Raw genomic sequence first — 17121 nt, 5'->3', positions numbered from 1 at the left:
CGGAAGCTAAGCCTCATAGCGCCGATGGTACTGCAGGGGGGACCCTGTGGGAGAGTAGGACACCGCCGAACTTCTTTTAGACAAAATGGCCACCCAACGCTGGGTGGCCATTTTGCGTTAACGTGCGACTGCGTCGCAGCCTCGTCATCACGGGGTAAATACAGGCAGCAGCAGGTTGACGGCAATGGTCACCATAACTACGGCGATGACGGCATCCACGATCCGCCATGCCTGGGGTGTGCGCAGCCAGCGGCCGAGATAGCGGGCACCGTATCCGAGTGCGCTGAACCACACGACGCTCGCGAGCACAGCTCCGCCGGCGAAGAGCCATCGTGCCTCGCCGTGGGTGGCGGCGATCGAACCGAGCATGAGCACGGTGTCGAGATACACGTGCGGGTTGAGCCAGGTCAGAGCCAGAACCGTTCCCAGTACTGGGAGCAATCTGCTCGAGGTCGGCTCGGCGTCGATGCGCAGACCCTTCTCCGTGCCCCGGAGCGCGCGTCGCGCCGCGAGTGCCGCATAGCCGAGCAGGAACAGGGCTCCCAGCACGCGAGCGACAGCGATCAGCCAGGGCGCGCTCTGCAGCAGGAATCCAAGCCCGGCGACACCAGCGATGATGAGCGCAGCATCCGACAGCGCACAGACGGCCACCACGGCGAGAACATGCTGACGCCGGATGCCCTGCCTCAGCACGAACACGTTCTGCGCGCCGATAGCGATGATAAGTGAAAGGCCGAGCCCGAGCCCGGCGAGAAATGAGATCACGTCTCGACGTTATGCCGCAGCGCTCATAAGAACCAGCGATCAGATCTTCAGTCACATTAGTGTGGCTTATATGGCTGGTATCTCCGCAGAGCTCGCACTCACCGTCGCCGCGATCGTCGATGGCGGCAGTCTCGATGCGGCCGCCCGAACGCTGAACATCACGCCGTCGGCGGTCAGCCAGCGGCTGAAGGCCCTGGAACAACAGCTCGGTCAGGTGCTCATCGTCCGAGCGAAGCCGGCTCTCGCGACCGCAGCGGGCGAAGCCGTAGTCCGAATGGCACGCCAGGTCGCGCTGCTCGAGCACGAGACGCTCGCCGCTCTCGGGTTGGATGCTGCTGGCGCACGGGTGAGCGTGCCATTGGCCGTCAACGCGGACTCGATGGCCACCTGGTTCCTGGCGCCGCTGTCGCGTCTGGCCGAACGACTCGACATCGACTTCGATCTGCACCGCGACGACCAGAACTTCACCGCACGGCTGCTCGAATCAGGTGAGGTCATGGCCGCGGTGACCTCGGAAGCCACACCGGTCACCGGATGCTCGGTGACGCCACTGGGCATCTTCCGATACGACGCTGTGGCGACACCGCGGTTCGTAGACCGCTGGTTCGCCGAAGGAATCAACGTCGAGGCACTGCGCCGGGCGCCATTCGTCGATTTCGACCGGCGCGATTCGCTGCAGCACACCTGGCTGCAGTCGTACGGGCTCGACGAGCACGGCATCCCGCGTCATTATGTTCCGGCCTCGCACGACTTCGCCGAGGCGGTCCTGCTCGGCCTGGGCTGGGGGATGCTCCCGAGCCCGCAGGCGACTGCTGCCGTGGCATCCGGCTCTCTGATCCATCTCGGCGGCGAACCCGTTCGCGTACCGCTGTACTGGCAGCAATGGAACCTGCGTTCAACGCTGCTCGACGACATTGCCCGCGAAGTCGGCGCCGAAGCGGCACGGGTGCTCGACTGACTCAGCCTTCGCGCGCAGAGGCCGTCAGACGGTGCAGCAGCGTAGACAGCGTCTTGATGTCCTCGAGCTCCCACGCTCCTAGGCTCCGAAGCAACCTGCCCTCCTGGGGGCGGCGGGCCTGAGCGAGGCGCTCCAGGCCCTCTGTCGTCGCAGAGATCAGCGTGGAGCGGCGATCGGCCGGGTCTGGTGTGCGCTCGATGAGGCTCAGCTCTTCCAGCTCCCGCACCGTGCGGCTGAGCTGGCCCTTGTCCATCTGCAACACCTCCGCCAGCGTCGAGGCCGTGCTCGACTCGAGGCGGACGATGGTGGTGAATGCCTTGTATGCCGTGGGCAGCATGCCCGGGCTCAGCCGTTCGGCGTTCTCCATGACGACTCGACGGAAGTGCGTGATCAGCTCACCGAACTCGGATTCCAAACTGGTGATCGCGGTGATTCGTTCCTCATCGAGCGCGGAACGAGCGCTGTCGCCGGTCATGAGTCGTTCTCGGGACGGTACACCGGAATGGATCCGGTCTCAGCCGTGGCCACTGCGAGTTCGTTCTCTCGACGCTGCTGCCTGGCGCGTTCGATGTTGTTCTGCTTGATCAGTGGCTTATTGGGCAGGAATGCGATGGCGATCAGACTCAGCACAGCCAGCGGTACGCCGATGAGGAATGCGTGCGAGATTGCCTGTGCGGAGATATCCTCGATGATCACGCGGATGGTCTCCGGCATGTCGCGGGTGGTCGGGAGCGCACCCGAAGCGAGCTGTTCGGCGATGGCCTTGCCCTGGGCGCCGAGCTCGGCGATCGCCTCAGCGATCTCCTTGCTGCGGGCAGTCACCTGCTGAGCCATGCTGCCGGCGAGTACGGAGCCCATCACCGCGACGCCCGTGGTGCCGCCGACGGTACGGAAGAAGTTCACGCCGGAGCTTGCGACACCGATCTCCTGCGGGCCGGTGGTGTTCTGCACGACCAGCACGAGGTTCTGCATCGTCATACCGGTACCGGCGCCGAGTAGGAACATGTAGGTGCCGACCAGCCAGAGCGACGTGTCGTACTGCAGTGTCGATAGCAGGGAGGTGCCAGCGATCATGAGAATGGCGCCGGTGACGAGGAAGCTCTTCCACTTTCCGGTGCGGGTGACGAGCTGTCCGATCACGGTGGACGAGATCAGCATGCCGGCTGCCATCGGAATGGTCAGCAGGCCGGCCTCGGTCGGGCCGTAGCCGCGCGAGACCTGCATGTACTGCGCCAGGTATACCGAGGTGCCGAACATCGCGACACCGATGGAGATGGATGCGAGCACCGAGAGCGTGAACGTCCGGTTGCGGAACAGCGTCAGGGGGATGAGCGGCTCGGCGACCTTCAGCTCCACCACGATGAACAGCGCGGTGGCGATCAGTGCGGAGCCGACCATGATCAGCGTTTCCCAGCTCAACCAGCCGTAGGTCGAGATGTTGGAGACCCAGACCAGCAGCAGGCCGGCAGCGACCGAGAGCAGCACGATGCCGAAGTAGTCGATGCGGATCTTCGCGGCACGGATCTGGTCGATCTTCAGGGTGCGCACCAGCACGATGATCGCCAGGACGCCCAGCGGAACGCCGACGTAGAAGTTCCAGCGCCAGCCGACGCTGTCGGTCAGCACCCCACCCAGCAACGGCCCGCCGACGGTGGCGACGGCCATGACACCGGCGAACAGGCCCATGTACTTGCCGCGTTCACGCGGGGAGAGGATGTCCGCCATCAGCACCTGGCTGAGAGCTGCGAGCCCACCGCCGCCGAGGCCCTGGAATCCTCGGAACATGATGAGCATCTCGGTGTTCTGCGAGAATCCGGCGCCGGCACTGGCGAGCACGAAGATCACGAGCGCCAGGATCATCAGGTTCTTGCGGTTGACGAGGTCGGCGAGCTTGCCCCAGATGGGGGTGGAGATGGCCGTGGTCAGTAGGGTCATCGTGACGACCCAGGTGTACGAGGTCTGCGTGCCGCCGAGTTCGGGAACGATGATCGGCAGCGAGGTTCCGACGACGGTGGTCGACACCATCGAGCAGAACATCGCCAGCATCAGGCCCGACAGTGCCTGCAGCACCTGACGGTGGGTCATGCGAGCAGCCGTCGACGCGGTAGGTGGGTTCTGAGCGCTCATGCGCACCTTTCGACGAGAGGTGGGATGGCACGGCAGCACTGACGCGCGAAAGTTGAGAAAAGTCAACCTTAGAAGAAGGGTTGACATTTGTCAACTATCGGTGAGAGCGGGATGGATGCCGCGGGAAGCGCGGTTGGTCAGTCAGCCAGAGCGAGGGCGCGGAAGGCGTCGCGCTCGCGCAGCGACTCACGCCGGCTGGCGGCATCGGCGCTGTCGACACTCGGCGGGCGCTGCCCGGTGGTGCGGTGGTAGAGCTCGTCGATCAGCCGGGTGGCGAGTCCGACCAGTGTGTTGATCTCGCGGTCGTCGCGGTCGATCCACACGCACCGGGGCTCATCGTGGATCGGGCGGAAGTTGTCGTGCTCTTCCCAGATAAACAGGGTCCGCTCCGCGCCGAGCACGTGCTGCTGCCACCAGACCTGCCGCAGATAGGTGCGGGGAATCGTGCGCCAGTTCTTATTCGTCGTCTTGATCTCGGCCAGCATGATGCGGCCTGCGGCATCCTGCACGACGCCATCCGGCGTGGCCAGATGCCGGTGCTCGCTCTCTGCGCGGAACAGTGCGGATGACGGATGGATGCCGTGCGTGGCGGCAACCCACGCGGCGATCTCCGGCTCGCGCCGCCGACCATGATCGGTGTAGGCGTTGCCACCGAAACGGGGTCCGCCGCCGAGTTTGGAGTCTGCGGCGCGCTTGATGGAGATCTCGCTCGTCAATCCCGCAACATCGGTCGCGGTGATGCCGCGCGCTCGTGCCCGGAGCCAGGCGACGCGGTCGCGGGAATCCGCAACGATACGAGCCTGAAGTTCCGGAGTCACCATTCGAGGCTACCCCGAGCGGACGACACCCCCGGCCCAGCCGCGCCGGGTTCGCGCCGCCTCGCGCGGCCCGGCGCGGCCCCGCGCGTCGGGCGTGCTGGCCGTGGAGTGTGCGTCGTTGCGCTCAGCGTCGAACGGCCCAATCAGCCGGTCCGCTCGATCCTGCGGCGTACTCTTCCAACGGGACCTCCCCGCGTGACCAGGCATCCCTCACCGGTTGCACGATGCGCCAGCACTGCTCTGCAGCATCCCCGCGCACCGACAGCATCGGGTCGGCATCGAGGATTCCGGAGAGTACCTCGGCATAGGCCAACAGGTCTCCGGCACCGAGGTCGGCGGAAAGCGTTGCGCGCTCGAGCACGAACGGATCAGCGGCGCCATTGAGGTTCATCTCCAGCGAGATCTTGTCGGGCCCCAGCGAGAAGCGCAGGATCGCGCCATCCGCGGATCCGGTGAGTCCGACCGGGACGTGCCGCACCGCGCGGAAGGTGACGACGATCTCGCGCGCCGGGTCGCTCAGGGCCTTCCCGGAACGCAGCGTGAACGGCACCCCAGCCCAGCGGCCGTTTCGCACCTCGAACGTCGCCTCGGCGAGGGTCTCAGTGCCACGCTCGGCATCGACGCCCGGCTCATCGACATACGAGGGCTTGTCGACACCGTCGACGCTGCCCGCGGTGTACCGCGCGCGGCGGGATGCGGATGCGGCATCCTCGTCCCAAATCGTCGTCGCCCGCAGCACTGCTGAGGTCGCCTCGCGGAAGTCTTCCTGCCCCAGCGTCGCGGGCTGCTCCATCGCCAGCACCGCCATCACCTGCAGCAGGTGGCTCTGAATCATGTCGATGAACGCGCCGGCATTGTCGTAGTAACCAGCGCGTCCTTCCAGCCCCAGCTTCTCGTCATAGACGATCGCGACCGACTCGATGCTCTCTGCCGACCAGAGCGGCTCCAGCAGCCGGTTGGCGAAGCGCGCGCCGAGCAGGTTGAGGGTGGTGGATTTTCCGAGGAAGTGGTCGACGCGGAACACCTGATGTTCCGGCACGAGCACGGCCACGCGCTCGTTGAGGGCGCGAGCGCTGGCCTCGTCGGTGCCGAAGGGCTTTTCCAGTGCGAGCATCGCACCTGCTGGAATCATCTCCGGGGTGAGGACCTCGCACGCGGCGGATGCGATCGACGGCGGCACGGCGAAGTAGATCGCCACCTGCCCCTCCAGTCCCTTCAACAGATTGCCGAGATCGTCGGCCTTCGTGATGTCGGTCTGGCGGTACTCGACAGTGACGCGCTCGGTGGCGGTACCAGCATCCGATGTCGCGAATGAGGTCTGCACGACCTGGCGCAGATCATCATCACTCCAGTCCTCGGTGCCTGCGCCGATCAGGCGCACCCGACGATTGGTTTCGAGCGTGAGCAGCTGTCCCAGAGCTGGCAAGAGCAGCCGGGCAGTGAGGTCACCGGAAGCGCCGAGGATCACAAGCGTTGTTGAGGTCTCCATGCGCCCACCGTAACGCTGCCCGTGCGCATCGACTAGAGGCATGCAACAATCGGTGAGATGCCAGCTCCTATTGAGGATTACGCACTGCTCAGTGACTGCCGCACAGCGGCACTGGTCTCCCGCGAGGGCAGCATCGACTGGTTCTGTCCGCCGCGGTTCGATGCGCCGTCGGTTTTCGGAGCGCTACTGGGGGACACCTCACGCGGATGCTGGTCGCTGCGGCCGCAGGATGGTGATGCGACCGTCCGTCGTTCCTATCTGCCGGACACCTTCATCCTCGTCACGCGGTGGGAGACGGCCACCGGCGTGGCCGAGGTACAGGATTTCCTCGCTATGACGGATGATCGTACCGACGTGGTGCGCCGCGTCATCGGGGTCAGCGGCACAGTCGAATTCACGACCGAGCTGCGCCTGCACTTCGACTATGCGCGCACTCTGCCCTGGGTGCGACAGATCGGCACCGAGGATGAGCCCGCGCTGAGCGCTATCGCGGGACCGGACGCCGTTGTCGTCCGAGGAATCAGGTTCACAGCATCCGACCATGCGCACACAGCGACGTTTACGGTGTCAGCGGGGGCCACTCGCGATCTGACTCTCGCGTGGCACCCCTCGCACGACGATGCGCTGGTAGCGCTCGATGTCGACGCAGCCATCGCCCGGACGCGATCGTGGTGGCAGGGGTGGGCGAGCTCTATCGCCCACGACGGTCCGCATCGCGACGCGGTGATCCGCTCACTGCTGGTTCTGCGTGCGCTGACGAACCGCGACACGGGAGGCATCGTGGCGGCTGCGACGACGTCGCTGCCCGAAGACTTCGGCGGATCGCGCAACTGGGACTATCGATTCGTCTGGCTGCGCGATGCTGCGCTGACGCTCGAGGCGCTCATCGCGCACAGCTTCCTGGAAGAGGTGCACCACTGGCGGCGCTGGTTGTTGCGGGCGGTTGCTGGCGATCCGGACGAAGTGCAGATCATGTACGGCATCGCCGGTGAGCGCGACCTCGCCGAGCGGGAGCTGGACAGTCTTCCCGGGTATGACGGGGCAGCGCCGGTTCGCATCGGCAACGGTGCCGTTGATCAGTACCAGGGCGACGTGATCGGCGAGGTGTTGGTCGCACTGGAAGCCGCGCGAATTGCCGGACTCGATGAGTCGGAGTTCTCCTGGCCCCTGCAGCGTGCTCTGATCGGTCGGGTGGTGGTCGGGTTCGATGTGCCGGACAACGGAATCTGGGAGATCCGCGGGGAGCCGCAGTTCTTCACGCACTCGCGCGTGATGATGTGGGCGGCGTTGGATCGTGGTGTGCGTGCGGTGACCGAGCACGGCATGACCGGGGATGTCGAGGCCTGGACGCGTCTGCGCGAGCAACTGCGTGCTGAGATCGACGAGCGCGGTGTTCACGCCGATGGCTATTTCGTGCAGCACTACGGCACCGACGAGGTGGATGCTTCGCTGCTCACTCTTCCCCAGGTCGGGTTTTGTGCGGCCGATGATCCGCGGATGCTGCGCACAGTCGAGCAGATGGAGCGCACCCTCGTCCGCGACGGGTTGCTGATGCGGTATCGCGCAGCATCCGGGGTGGACGGCTTGGAAGGCGGAGAGCATCCGTTCCTCGCCTGCAGCTTCTGGCTCGTGGAGCAGTATGCAGCCAGCGGCCGCCTCGACGAGGCCACGGCGCTGATGGATCGGTTGGTCGGGCTCGCCAACGATGTCGGGCTGCTCTCGGAGGAGTACGACGTCGGCGGGCAACGGCACGCCGGCAATACCCCGCAGGCTTTCTCGCACCTCACGCTGGTGCGCGCGGCGGATGCCCTTGCCGGGCACAGCGGCCGCGCCGCCGACCGGCACTAGCGCCGCTGCCTCGCCCCTTCTGTCGTCGAGGCTCCGGGGCGTCGCCGACGCCCCGGGATATTTGCGCAGTTTCGAGGGAGCGTCGGCGCTACCTGGGAGCGCCGACGAATGATGGCTGAAGAGAGCGGACAGTAGCCGACGTCGCGCGACTGGTTCTGCACAGATTCCGGAACGTGGCCATAATCCACCGAACGTGGATTTCACGCCGTGGCCCCGAAGCATCGACGGGCAGGATAACGGGATGCGCCGGACAATCAACATCGCACAAGCGAGTGTGCTTCTGCGCTCTCGCGAGGACATGCTTCACAGCGGTCTGTCCGAACGAGGCCTGCACGCTTTAGTCGCCAGCGGCGCGTTCATCCGCGTGCGCCGTGGTTGGTATGTGGATGCTGTTGAGTGGAAGCAGCTGTGGATCGAAGGGCAGCACCTGCTTCACGTGCTGGCGGCGGCGCGCAGCGCGGGCGGCAGAGGGCCCGTCTTCTACGGAGTCTCCGCCGCAGTTGTGCTGGGGCTTCCGCTGTATCGACTGACACCGAAGAACGTCCACATTCTGATCTTTGGTAGGCGCCACGGGCGGACGGTGTCGAACATCGCGCAGCACAATGTCGAGGTCAGAAGTGAAGACATCATCGAGGTCGACGGCATCCGCTGCACGTCACTGGATCGAACCGTGCTGGATCTTGCCTGCTCACTGTCTCCCGAGGCTGCGCTGTCTATTGCGGATGCAGCGCTGCGCCGCGTCGCCGTGAGCGGGCAGCAACAAGACCCAGACCTCGCGGCGCAATGGCATGACCGCCTCGGAGAACGCGCGGCGGTTCTGAGGGTGCGCGGTATCCGGCAGGCGCGTGACTTGTTGTCGTTCGCCGACGGGCGGGCACAGCTCCCAGGCGAGAGCGTCAGCCGCCTTCACCTGAGGCGTCTGGGGTTCACGGATATCGACCTGCAGACCCAGGTCATGGGGCCTGCAGGCGAGGTTTACTGGATGGATTTCGCCTTTCGCGGCGCACGATCCTTCGGCGAGTTCGACGGTAAGGGAAAGTATCTCGACCCCGACCTTGCAGGTGGGCGGGAAGCCGGGGCTGTCGTCCTGGAGGAGAAGGCGCGCGAGGATGCTGTTCGTGGCGTGACCGGGTGGGGAGTGGTCCGCTGGGGGTCAGCGCACATCCGGACGGCGGGCGACCTGGGCTCACGTCTGGCGTCCTTCGGTATCCGTCCGTGCTGAGTGCGCTGCGGTCCGGCGCAGCAGAGTCGGTAGCATCCGTCGTCGCCCCCGAATGTCGCCGAGGCTCCGTGGTATTTGCGTATGCAACTGGGGGTGTGGGCGGTAAGTCGGGGCGACGGCCAGACGAGGAAGCGGGGGATGGCAGCGGCCCGCCGCGGCACCGCGCGGCCGCGATTTGGGGAGCGGCCGCACGTCAGGTAGTCTTATCTCAACCAAAGACCGCTGGTCATCATGTTGCGCGCAAGCGTGATGTGATTGAAGCACTGCTCAGCAGTGGGCCCGCGCAGGTGTCACGAACTTTTCTCAGCTCCGTGCGCTTGCGCCGGAGCTTTTTTGTTGCAGCTGCGGTCCAGGTCGATGCCTCACCACCGTGTGGCATCTCGTACCCACCAAGGAGTGACCATGGCGCAGAAGGATGCATCGGTTGCCGAGCTCACGAAGTCATTCGAGAACTCGAACGCCGTCCTGCTGACCGAGTACCGCGGTCTGACGGTTGCCCAGCTCAAGGAGCTGCGCAACAGCATCCGTCAGAACGCTGAGTACGCCGTGGTGAAGAACACGCTGACCAAGATTGCCGCCAACAAGGCGGGAATCTCCTCGCTGGACGACGACCTCAAGGGTCCGTCGGCTGTCGCGTTCGTGCACGGTGACTTCGTCGCCACCGCGAAGGCTCTGCGTGACTTTGCCAAGGCCAACCCGCTTCTCGTGATCAAGGGCGGCGTTTTCGAGGGCAACGCTCTCACCGCCGACGAGGTCGACAAGTACGCCGCGCTGGAGAGCCGTGAGGTTCTGCTTGCGAAGGCTGCGGGCATGATGAAGGCAACGATGGGCAAGGCTGCGGCCACCATCGACGCTCTTCGCGAAAAGCTGGAGACCGCCGCAGCCGCGTAAGCGACTGGCGTTCTCGTTCTACAAAACCACCAATCTAGGAGATACATCATGGCGAAGCTCACCACCGAGCAGCTGCTCGAGCAGTTTGCAGACCTCACCCTCGTCGAGCTCAGCGAGTTCGTGAAGGCGTTCGAGGAGAAGTTCGACGTCACCGCTGCTGCCCCCGTCGCCGTTGCCGGTGCTGCTGGCGCAGGCGCTGCTGAGGCTGAGGAAGAGAAGGACTCGTTCGACGTCGTTCTCGAGGCTGCTGGCGACAAGAAGATCCAGGTCATCAAGGCTGTCCGCGAGCTCACCTCGCTCGGCCTCGGCGAGGCTAAGGCTGTCGTCGACGGTGCTCCCAAGGCTGTCCTTGAGGGCGCCAACAAGGAGACCGCAGAGAAGGCCAAGGAGACCCTCGAGGCTGCTGGCGCAACGGTTACCCTCAAGTAATCACTTCTGCTTTGCACGAAGGCCCCGGGCTCACGCCCGGGGCCTTCGTCGTCCCCGCACTCCTTGCATCGCCTCCCTCTCCTTCCTGCTTGCGAGTGGTCGCTCGTGGCTCAATTTTCGTGAGAAACCGAGCCACAAATGGCCACTCGCAAGCTTTTTGGGGGCGGGGCTAGGGGGAGCGGGGCGGGGCGGAGGAGTTGCGGACTACGAGTGCCGAGACGGCGACGACGTGCTCCTTTTCGGCATGCGGATGCTGGAGCTGCTGAACCAGTAGGCGAACGGCGGCGTTGCCTTGCTCGCGCGGCTGCTGCCGGATCGTCGTCAGCGCGAACATCTCAGCGTGCTGATGATCATCGATTCCGACGACGCTCAGCTCGGTGGGGACAGCAATCCCCAGCCGTCGCGCCGCGATGATCGTGCCGATCGCGGCCTCATCGCACACCCCGACAACCGCGGTCGGGCGCGTGCGCCGATTGCCGAGCAGGTCAACGGCCGCCTCGTAACCGCTGGGCATGCTGGTGCCGGAGGCGCTGATCACGGTGTGCTCGCCGAGACCTGCGGCATCCATCGCCCGTCGATAGCCCTCCAACCGACGCGCATCGCCAAAGCCCAAAGTGGCGGACTCCGTCGCTGCCCCGACGAAGGCGATCGCTGTGTGTCCGAGGTCGATGAGATGCTCGGTGGCGATCTGCGCGGCAGCGGCATCGTCAATGGATACGGTGCTCGTGCCCTCGTGGTACGGACCCACGCTCACCAGCGGACTGCCCAGGCCGCGCAGTCGGTCCAGCTCGTGCACGCTGGATTGGATGCCGACGGCGATGATCCCGTCGAACCTGCGCCGCGGCAGGATCGTGTCGAACACCATGTCTCGAGTGGGGGAGTGCTCGGCAAGACCGTACAGCGTGAGGTCGTAGCCGTGTTCGAGCAGCGACTCTTGGATGCCCGTGAGCATTTCAGAGAAGTACCAGCGATCGAGCCGCGGCACGATCACTCCGACCGCATGTGTGCGACCGGTAGCCAGACTCGTCGCCGAAGAATGGGCGACGTAGGAGAGCTCGGCGGCAGCCTTCTCGACCAGCATGCGCGTCGCATCGGCCACGTAGCCGTGCCCGCTGAGCGCGCGGCTCGCGGTGGCTTTGGAAACACCGGCACGGGCGGCGACATCCGCGATCGTGCTCATGGTTCCTCCCGGCGGCGGTGAGCGCGACGGTGCGCTCACAGCATCCGAGCACAGCGTAGTCCGCATCCTGAGCAAAAGGAACCGGTTCCACATTGGCGGTGACGGGAGCGCTCCCAAAAAAATCCCGGATGCCGTCGAAAGGTTGTCAGCTTGTGACCATCTTCCATTGTGCCGGGCACCGCAGGACAGTAGGTTGGGCCTGGAAGCGGTTCCCGAATCGTCTGCTCAGGCGGCGTCACACGCCGGGAACGTGAACTCGAAGAGGAGAAGTCACATGGCACTGTCACAGCGTTATCGGCGCCTCGCGCCGCTCGCCCTGCTTGGGGCAGCGGGCATCGCGCTTGCAGGATGTGGAGCTCCGGGTGCGCCCGCGGGCGGCGGCGACGACGGAGGCGGCGGAGAAGGCGAGTCCAGCACCGTCACCATCTACGGCACGATCGTCGACAGCGAAGCTGAACTCATGCAGGAGTCGTGGGCCGACTGGGCCGAAGAGAACGACATCGAGATCAAATACGAGGGCAGCCAGGACTTCGAGACGCAGCTCGGAACCCGTGCACAGGGCGGTAACCCGCCCGACATCGCAATTTTCCCGCAGCCGGGTCTGTTCGCAGACTTCGCTCAGCGTGACTTCCTCAAGCCCGCACCCGAAGAGGTCGAGAGCAACGCCAACGAGTACTGGACTGAGGACTGGGTGAACTACGGCACCTACGACGGCACCTTCTACGGTGCGCCGCTGATGGCGAACGTCAAGGGCTGGATCTGGTACTCCCCGGCGAAGTTCGCCGAATGGGGCGTCGAAGTTCCCGAGACACTCGGCGATATGACCGCGCTCACCGAGACGATCCAGGCCGCCACCGGCACGCCGGCATGGTGTGCAGGCTTCGAGTCCGGCACGGCTACCGGCTGGCCCGGCACCGACTGGATCGAAGACTACGTGCTTCGTCAGGCTGGCCCCGAGGTCTACGACCAGTGGGTCACCAACGAGGTGCCCTTCACCGACCCGCAGATCAAGGCGGCGTTCGACTCGGTCGGCGCGATCCTGCTGAACCCGGCGAACGTCAACGCAGGATTCGGTCCTGTGCAGTCGATCAACTCGACCGCGTTCGGAGATGTCGCCCCCGCGCTCGCCGGTGGAGAATGTGCGCTGACGCACCAGGCGTCGTTCCTGTCGGGTTTCTTCCCCGATGGTACGAAAATCGCTGAGGACGGCGACGTCTGGGCATTTATGCTCCCGGGTGAGAGTGCAGACGACAAGGCAGTGACCGGTGCCGGTGAGATCGTCGGCGCGTTCAGCGACAGCGAGGCCACGCAGAAGGTGCTCGCGTACCTGTCCAGCCCCGAGTGGGCGAACAGCCGCGTGAGCCTAGGCGGTGTCACCTCCGCGAACAACGGCCTCGACCCGGCCAACGCACAGGACCCGATCCTGCAGGAGACCATCAAGATCCTGCAAGACCCCGACACCACGTTCCGCTTCGACGCCAGCGACCTGATGCCGGGCGCTGTCGGTGCGGGCACGTTCTGGAAGGGCATGGTCGAGTGGGTCAACGGCACGTCGACCGATGAGGTCCTCGCACAGATCGAGACGGGCTGGCCGGCAGGCTAATCCAACTCTTGGCGGGTCGCCCTCGGGCGGCCCGCCAACTCTGGTCCCCGGCAACGATGCCGAGGACCGATGATGATCTGCACAGTGTTGTAAAGGGGACTACTCCGTGACCGCGATCGACTTCTTTCAATGGATCGGGACGCTCCCGGCGGTGCTGCAGGCGGTGGTCCTTGTCATCGCCTTCGCCATCGTCGTGGCCCTGATCCTGTTCCTCGTGGACATCGCTCCACGAACCGGCACCTGGTACACCGTCGCACGACTGGCGATGTGCGTGCTCGTGCCACTGGCTGTGATGTGGTTCTTCCGCTCCTACTACTGGGCGATGGGCGTCGCCGTTGTCGTCGGCGCCGTGTTCTTCCTGCTGGACTACCGCTCCCGGGCCGGCAAGGGATATCTGATCCAGCTGGTCGCTTTCCTGGCGCCAGCATTCCTGCTGCTTCTGGTCGGGCTCATCCTGCCGTCGCTGCAGACCTTCGTCGCCTCATTCCTGAACTCCTCCGGAAAAAGCTTTGTCGGACTCGCCAACTACACCTGGATCTTCGGGCAACCCGACGGCATCCGTGTCGTGGTGAACACCATCGTCTGGGTGCTCGTCGTGCCGACCGTGTCGACCATCGTCGGTCTTGCCTACGCGGTGTTCATCGACCGCACCCGCGGGGAGAAGATCTACAAGGTCCTCGTCTTCATGCCGATGGCGATCTCGTTCGTCGGCGCCGGCATCATCTGGCGCTTCATGTACGAGTACCGCGGCCCGCAGTACGAACAGATCGGTCTGCTCAACCAGCTCATCGTCTGGTTCGGCGGGGAGCCGCAACAGTTCCTGCTCAATCCGCCATGGAACACGCTGTTCCTCATCGTCGTGCTCATCTGGGTGCAGACCGGTTTCGCGATGGTGATCCTGTCGGCGTCCATCAAAGGCGTGCCGATGGAGCTGCTGGAGGCCGCAGAGCTTGACGGCGCGAATGCCTGGCAGCGTTTCAAATCCGTCACGGTGCCCGCGATTCGACCGGCGCTCATCGTGGTGCTGACAACGATCTCGATCGCCTCGCTGAAGGTCTTCGACATCGTTCGCACCATGACCGCCGGAAACTACGAGACCAGCGTGCTCGCCAATGAGATGTACACGCAGTTCTCGAAATTCGAGGCGGGACGCAGTGCTGCGCTCGCCGTCATCCTGTTCATCCTGGTGCTGCCGATCGTCATATACAACGCACGCCAGATCCAGAAGCAGCGGGAGATCCGATGACTGACGTGAAGCACCCCATTTCGGAGAGCACCCGCGCGATCACCACGGGCGGGAAGCTGAGCGCCTCGGCAGGACGAACACGCAAGAAGCTGTCGCGGCCGTGGGCATCGGCAGCATCCATCGTCATCGCGGTTCTGTGGACCATCCCGACGCTGGGACTGTTCATCTCGTCGTTCCGTCCTCGTGACCAGATTCTCACCAGCGGCTGGTGGGAGTTCTTCCTGAACCCCCAGGTCACCGGCGAGAACTACGTCGATGTGCTGCAGTCCGGAACGACACAGCTGACGATGATCGAGTCCTTCGTGAACTCGATCGCGATTACGATCCCGGCCACCATCATCCCGCTGATGATCGCCTCCATGGCGGCGTACGCGTTCGCATGGATCGACTTCAAGGGCCGCAACTTCCTGTTCATCTTCATCTTCGCGCTGCAGATCGTGCCGATTCAGATGGCCCTGGTGCCGCTGCTGAGCACATTCTCGCGAGGTCTCAGCCTGTTCGGGTTGCAGATCACGCTGCCGCTGGGTGCCTCTGGCGGATATGCGCAAGTGTGGTTCGCGCACTCGATGTTCGCCTTGCCGCTGGCGATCTACCTGCTGCACAACTTCATGTCGGAGATTCCCGGCGAGATCATCGAGGCAGCGCGCGTGGATGGGGCATCCCGCGGGCAGATCTTCTTCCGCATCGTGCTGCCGCTGACCATGCCGGCGATCGCCTCGGTGGCGATCTTCCAGTTCCTGTGGGTGTGGAATGACCTGCTGGTCGCGTTGGTGTTCGCCGATGGCGGCGCTGCGCCGATCACGAAACTGCTGGCCGAGATCACCGGAACACGCGGCAACGACTGGCACCTGTTGACCGCAGGCGCGTTCGTGTCGATCATCGTTCCGTTGATCGTGTTCTTCGCACTGCAGCGGTACTTCGTACGCGGACTGTTGGCGGGATCGACGAAGGGGTAACACAGCATCCGCCACCCGTACGCTTGATCCATGGACTACGCCGAGCACATCGCCGACCTCGTCGGCGGCACCCCTCTCGTGAAGCTGCAGCATGTCACAGCGGGCATCGAGTGCACGGTGCTGGTCAAGCTCGAATATTTGAACCCGGGCGGTTCGGCGAAGGACCGTATCGCCCGGCGCATCATCGATGCAGCCGAGGAAAGCGGCCAGCTGTCAGTCGGCGGAACGATCGTCGAACCCACCAGCGGCAACACCGGTGTCGGGCTCGCGCTGGTCGCCCAGCAGCGCGGGTACCGGTGCGTGTTTGTCGTGCCCGACAAGGTCGGCCAGGACAAGATCGACGTGCTGCGCGCCTACGGTGCTGAGATCGTCATGACGCCGACCTCGGTCGCTCCGGACAGCCCGGAGTCGTACTACAGCGTCAGTGATCGCCTCGTGCAGGAGATTCCGGGGGCGTTCAAGCCGAACCAGTACGACAACCCCAACGGTCCGCTCAGCCACTATGAGACGACCGGCCCGGAGATCTGGGAAGCCACCGACGGCCGGATCACGCACTTCGCGGCAGGTATCGGCACCGGCGGCACGATCAGCGGGACCGGGCGTTATCTGCGTGAGGTCTCTGACGAGCGGGTGCGGATCATCGGCGTCGACCCCGAGGGCAGCGTCTACTCCGGCGGCACGGGCCGTCCCTATCTCGTCGAGGGCGTCGGTGAGGACATCTGGCCGGGATCCTACGACCCCACCATCCCGCACGAGATCGTGGCCGTCGACGACGCTGAATCCTTCGCGATGACACGCCGCCTCGCTCGCGAAGAGGCCATTCTCGTTGGCGGGTCCAGCGGAATGGCTGTGGTCGGCGCGCTGAGGGTGGCCAAGACTCTGCCAGCGGATGCCGTGATGGTGGTGTTGCTGCCGGACGGCGGTCGCGGCTACCTCTCGAAGATCTTCAACGACTCCTGGATGCGCTCGTACGGGTTCAGCGATGTCGAGGCGGGGGAGACCGTGGCCGACGTGCTCGCCGTGCGACAGGCGCAGGGATCGGGGCGCGGCATCCCGGAACTCGTGCACGCGCATCCGACCGACACCGTGCTCGACGCGATCTCCATGATGGCCGAGTTTGCCGTCTCGCAGCTCGTCGTGCTCAGCGCCGAGCCGCCAGTGATGATGGGCGAGGTTGTCGGCAGCGTCGATGAGAAGGGACTGCTGGATCTGCTCTTCCGCGGCGAGGCGAAGCCGACGGATGCTGTCGCCGCACATGTCAGCGACAGCTTGCCCCTCATCGGCATCCATGCATCCGTCGATCAGGCGCGTGCGGCGCTCGCCGGAGCCGACGCTCTCCTGGTGACCATCGATGGCCGCCCGCACACGGTGCTCACCCGTCAGGACCTGCTCTCCTACCTCTCCCGCTAGCCCCCACCCCTCGCCACCCCCACCCCCTTGCGACTGGGCGTTTGTGGCTCCATTTTTCGCGGCGAAGTCATATGGTGGCAGCAACGTTCTTCTTGAAGGAGCGTTTCATGGTCAAGTTGTTCCCGCCGAATACTCGTACGCAGTTCGTCGATCTCGTGTGTGCGGGGGTGCCCGTTCAG

At 64.9% G+C, this 17121-nt stretch carries 15 protein-coding genes and 1 rRNA gene; 10 read left to right on the top strand and 6 right to left on the bottom strand.

Annotated elements, in window-relative coordinates; all coding sequences use genetic code 11:
- Positions 1-71 (top strand): 5S ribosomal RNA (gene rrf / locus ACSS7Z_RS16065); the annotation flags it as partial.
- 76 nt (positions 72-147) lie between these two features.
- Here the strand turns inward: rrf and ACSS7Z_RS16060 are convergent.
- Positions 148-765: a LysE/ArgO family amino acid transporter gene (locus tag ACSS7Z_RS16060; protein WP_438255880.1), complete on the bottom strand. Its 618-nt coding sequence runs from the start codon at positions 763-765 to the stop codon at positions 148-150.
- A gap of 70 nt (positions 766-835) precedes the next feature.
- On the opposite strand from ACSS7Z_RS16060, the gene ACSS7Z_RS16055 reads away from it, so the two are divergent.
- Complete coding sequence (locus tag ACSS7Z_RS16055) at positions 836-1723, top strand: LysR family transcriptional regulator ArgP (protein ID WP_438255879.1); 888 nt, start codon at positions 836-838, stop codon at positions 1721-1723.
- Between the two features lies 1 nt (position 1724).
- Here ACSS7Z_RS16055 and ACSS7Z_RS16050 read toward each other — a convergent pair whose 3' ends face one another.
- From ACSS7Z_RS16050 to ACSS7Z_RS16035, 4 genes are all read right to left on the bottom strand, one after another.
- Positions 1725-2198: a MarR family winged helix-turn-helix transcriptional regulator gene (locus tag ACSS7Z_RS16050; RefSeq protein WP_438255878.1), complete on the bottom strand. Its 474-nt coding sequence runs from the start codon at positions 2196-2198 to the stop codon at positions 1725-1727.
- A complete protein-coding gene (locus ACSS7Z_RS16045) occupies positions 2195-3850 on the bottom strand; it encodes an MDR family MFS transporter (protein ID WP_438255877.1) in 1656 nt (551 codons plus the stop codon). The genes ACSS7Z_RS16050 and ACSS7Z_RS16045 overlap by 4 nt, the downstream gene beginning before the upstream one ends.
- A 137-nt stretch (positions 3851-3987) precedes the next feature.
- Positions 3988-4668 carry a YqaJ viral recombinase family protein gene (locus tag ACSS7Z_RS16040; RefSeq protein ID WP_438255876.1) on the bottom strand — a complete coding sequence of 227 codons (681 nt, stop codon included), beginning with the start codon at positions 4666-4668 and terminating at the stop codon, positions 3988-3990.
- 124 nt (positions 4669-4792) lie between these two features.
- A complete protein-coding gene (locus ACSS7Z_RS16035; protein ID WP_438255875.1) occupies positions 4793-6157 on the bottom strand; it encodes a glucose-6-phosphate dehydrogenase in 1365 nt (454 codons plus the stop codon).
- Between the two features lie 57 nt (positions 6158-6214).
- On the opposite strand from ACSS7Z_RS16035, the gene ACSS7Z_RS16030 reads away from it, so the two are divergent.
- The 4 genes from ACSS7Z_RS16030 to rplL all read left to right on the top strand — a co-directional run bounded on the left by ACSS7Z_RS16030 (position 6215) and on the right by rplL (position 10547).
- Positions 6215-8005, top strand: a complete 1791-nt coding sequence (locus tag ACSS7Z_RS16030; protein WP_438255874.1) for a glycoside hydrolase family 15 protein — start codon at positions 6215-6217, stop codon at positions 8003-8005.
- Positions 8006-8246: 241 nt separating this feature from the next.
- Complete coding sequence (locus ACSS7Z_RS16025) at positions 8247-9227, top strand: hypothetical protein (RefSeq protein ID WP_438255873.1); 981 nt, start codon at positions 8247-8249, stop codon at positions 9225-9227.
- A 402-nt stretch (positions 9228-9629) separates the two neighbouring features.
- Positions 9630-10118, top strand: a complete 489-nt coding sequence (gene rplJ / locus ACSS7Z_RS16020) for a 50S ribosomal protein L10 (protein ID WP_438255872.1) — start codon at positions 9630-9632, stop codon at positions 10116-10118.
- A gap of 48 nt (positions 10119-10166) precedes the next feature.
- On the top strand, positions 10167-10547 hold the full coding sequence (gene rplL, locus ACSS7Z_RS16015) for a 50S ribosomal protein L7/L12 (RefSeq protein WP_438255871.1): 381 nt from the start codon (positions 10167-10169) through the stop codon (positions 10545-10547).
- Between the two features lie 169 nt (positions 10548-10716).
- Here the strand turns inward: rplL and ACSS7Z_RS16010 are convergent, their stop codons facing one another.
- Entirely contained in the window at positions 10717-11727 is a 1011-nt protein-coding gene (locus ACSS7Z_RS16010; RefSeq protein WP_438255870.1) for a LacI family DNA-binding transcriptional regulator, read from the bottom strand.
- A 274-nt stretch (positions 11728-12001) separates the two neighbouring features.
- Here ACSS7Z_RS16010 and ACSS7Z_RS16005 point away from each other — a divergent pair, with 274 nt between their 5' ends.
- The 4 genes from ACSS7Z_RS16005 to ACSS7Z_RS15990 all read left to right on the top strand — a co-directional run bounded on the left by ACSS7Z_RS16005 (position 12002) and on the right by ACSS7Z_RS15990 (position 16942).
- Positions 12002-13330: an ABC transporter substrate-binding protein gene (locus ACSS7Z_RS16005; RefSeq protein WP_438255869.1), complete on the top strand. Its 1329-nt coding sequence runs from the start codon at positions 12002-12004 to the stop codon at positions 13328-13330.
- A 106-nt stretch (positions 13331-13436) separates the two neighbouring features.
- On the top strand, positions 13437-14576 hold the full coding sequence (locus ACSS7Z_RS16000) for a carbohydrate ABC transporter permease (RefSeq protein WP_438255868.1): 1140 nt from the start codon (positions 13437-13439) through the stop codon (positions 14574-14576).
- Positions 14573-15532 (top strand): carbohydrate ABC transporter permease, encoded by a 960-nt coding sequence (locus ACSS7Z_RS15995; RefSeq protein WP_438255867.1) that lies wholly within the window; start codon positions 14573-14575, stop codon positions 15530-15532. The genes ACSS7Z_RS16000 and ACSS7Z_RS15995 overlap by 4 nt, the downstream gene beginning before the upstream one ends.
- A 30-nt stretch (positions 15533-15562) precedes the next feature.
- Positions 15563-16942: a cystathionine beta-synthase gene (locus ACSS7Z_RS15990; protein WP_438255866.1), complete on the top strand. Its 1380-nt coding sequence runs from the start codon at positions 15563-15565 to the stop codon at positions 16940-16942.
- The last annotated feature ends 179 nt before the right edge of the window (positions 16943-17121 follow it).

The sequence above is a fragment of the Microbacterium wangyouchuni genome (assembly GCF_051546305.1).
Taxonomy (GTDB): Bacteria; Actinomycetota; Actinomycetes; order Actinomycetales; family Microbacteriaceae; genus Microbacterium.
This window is presented reverse-complemented; position numbering and strand designations above follow the sequence as displayed.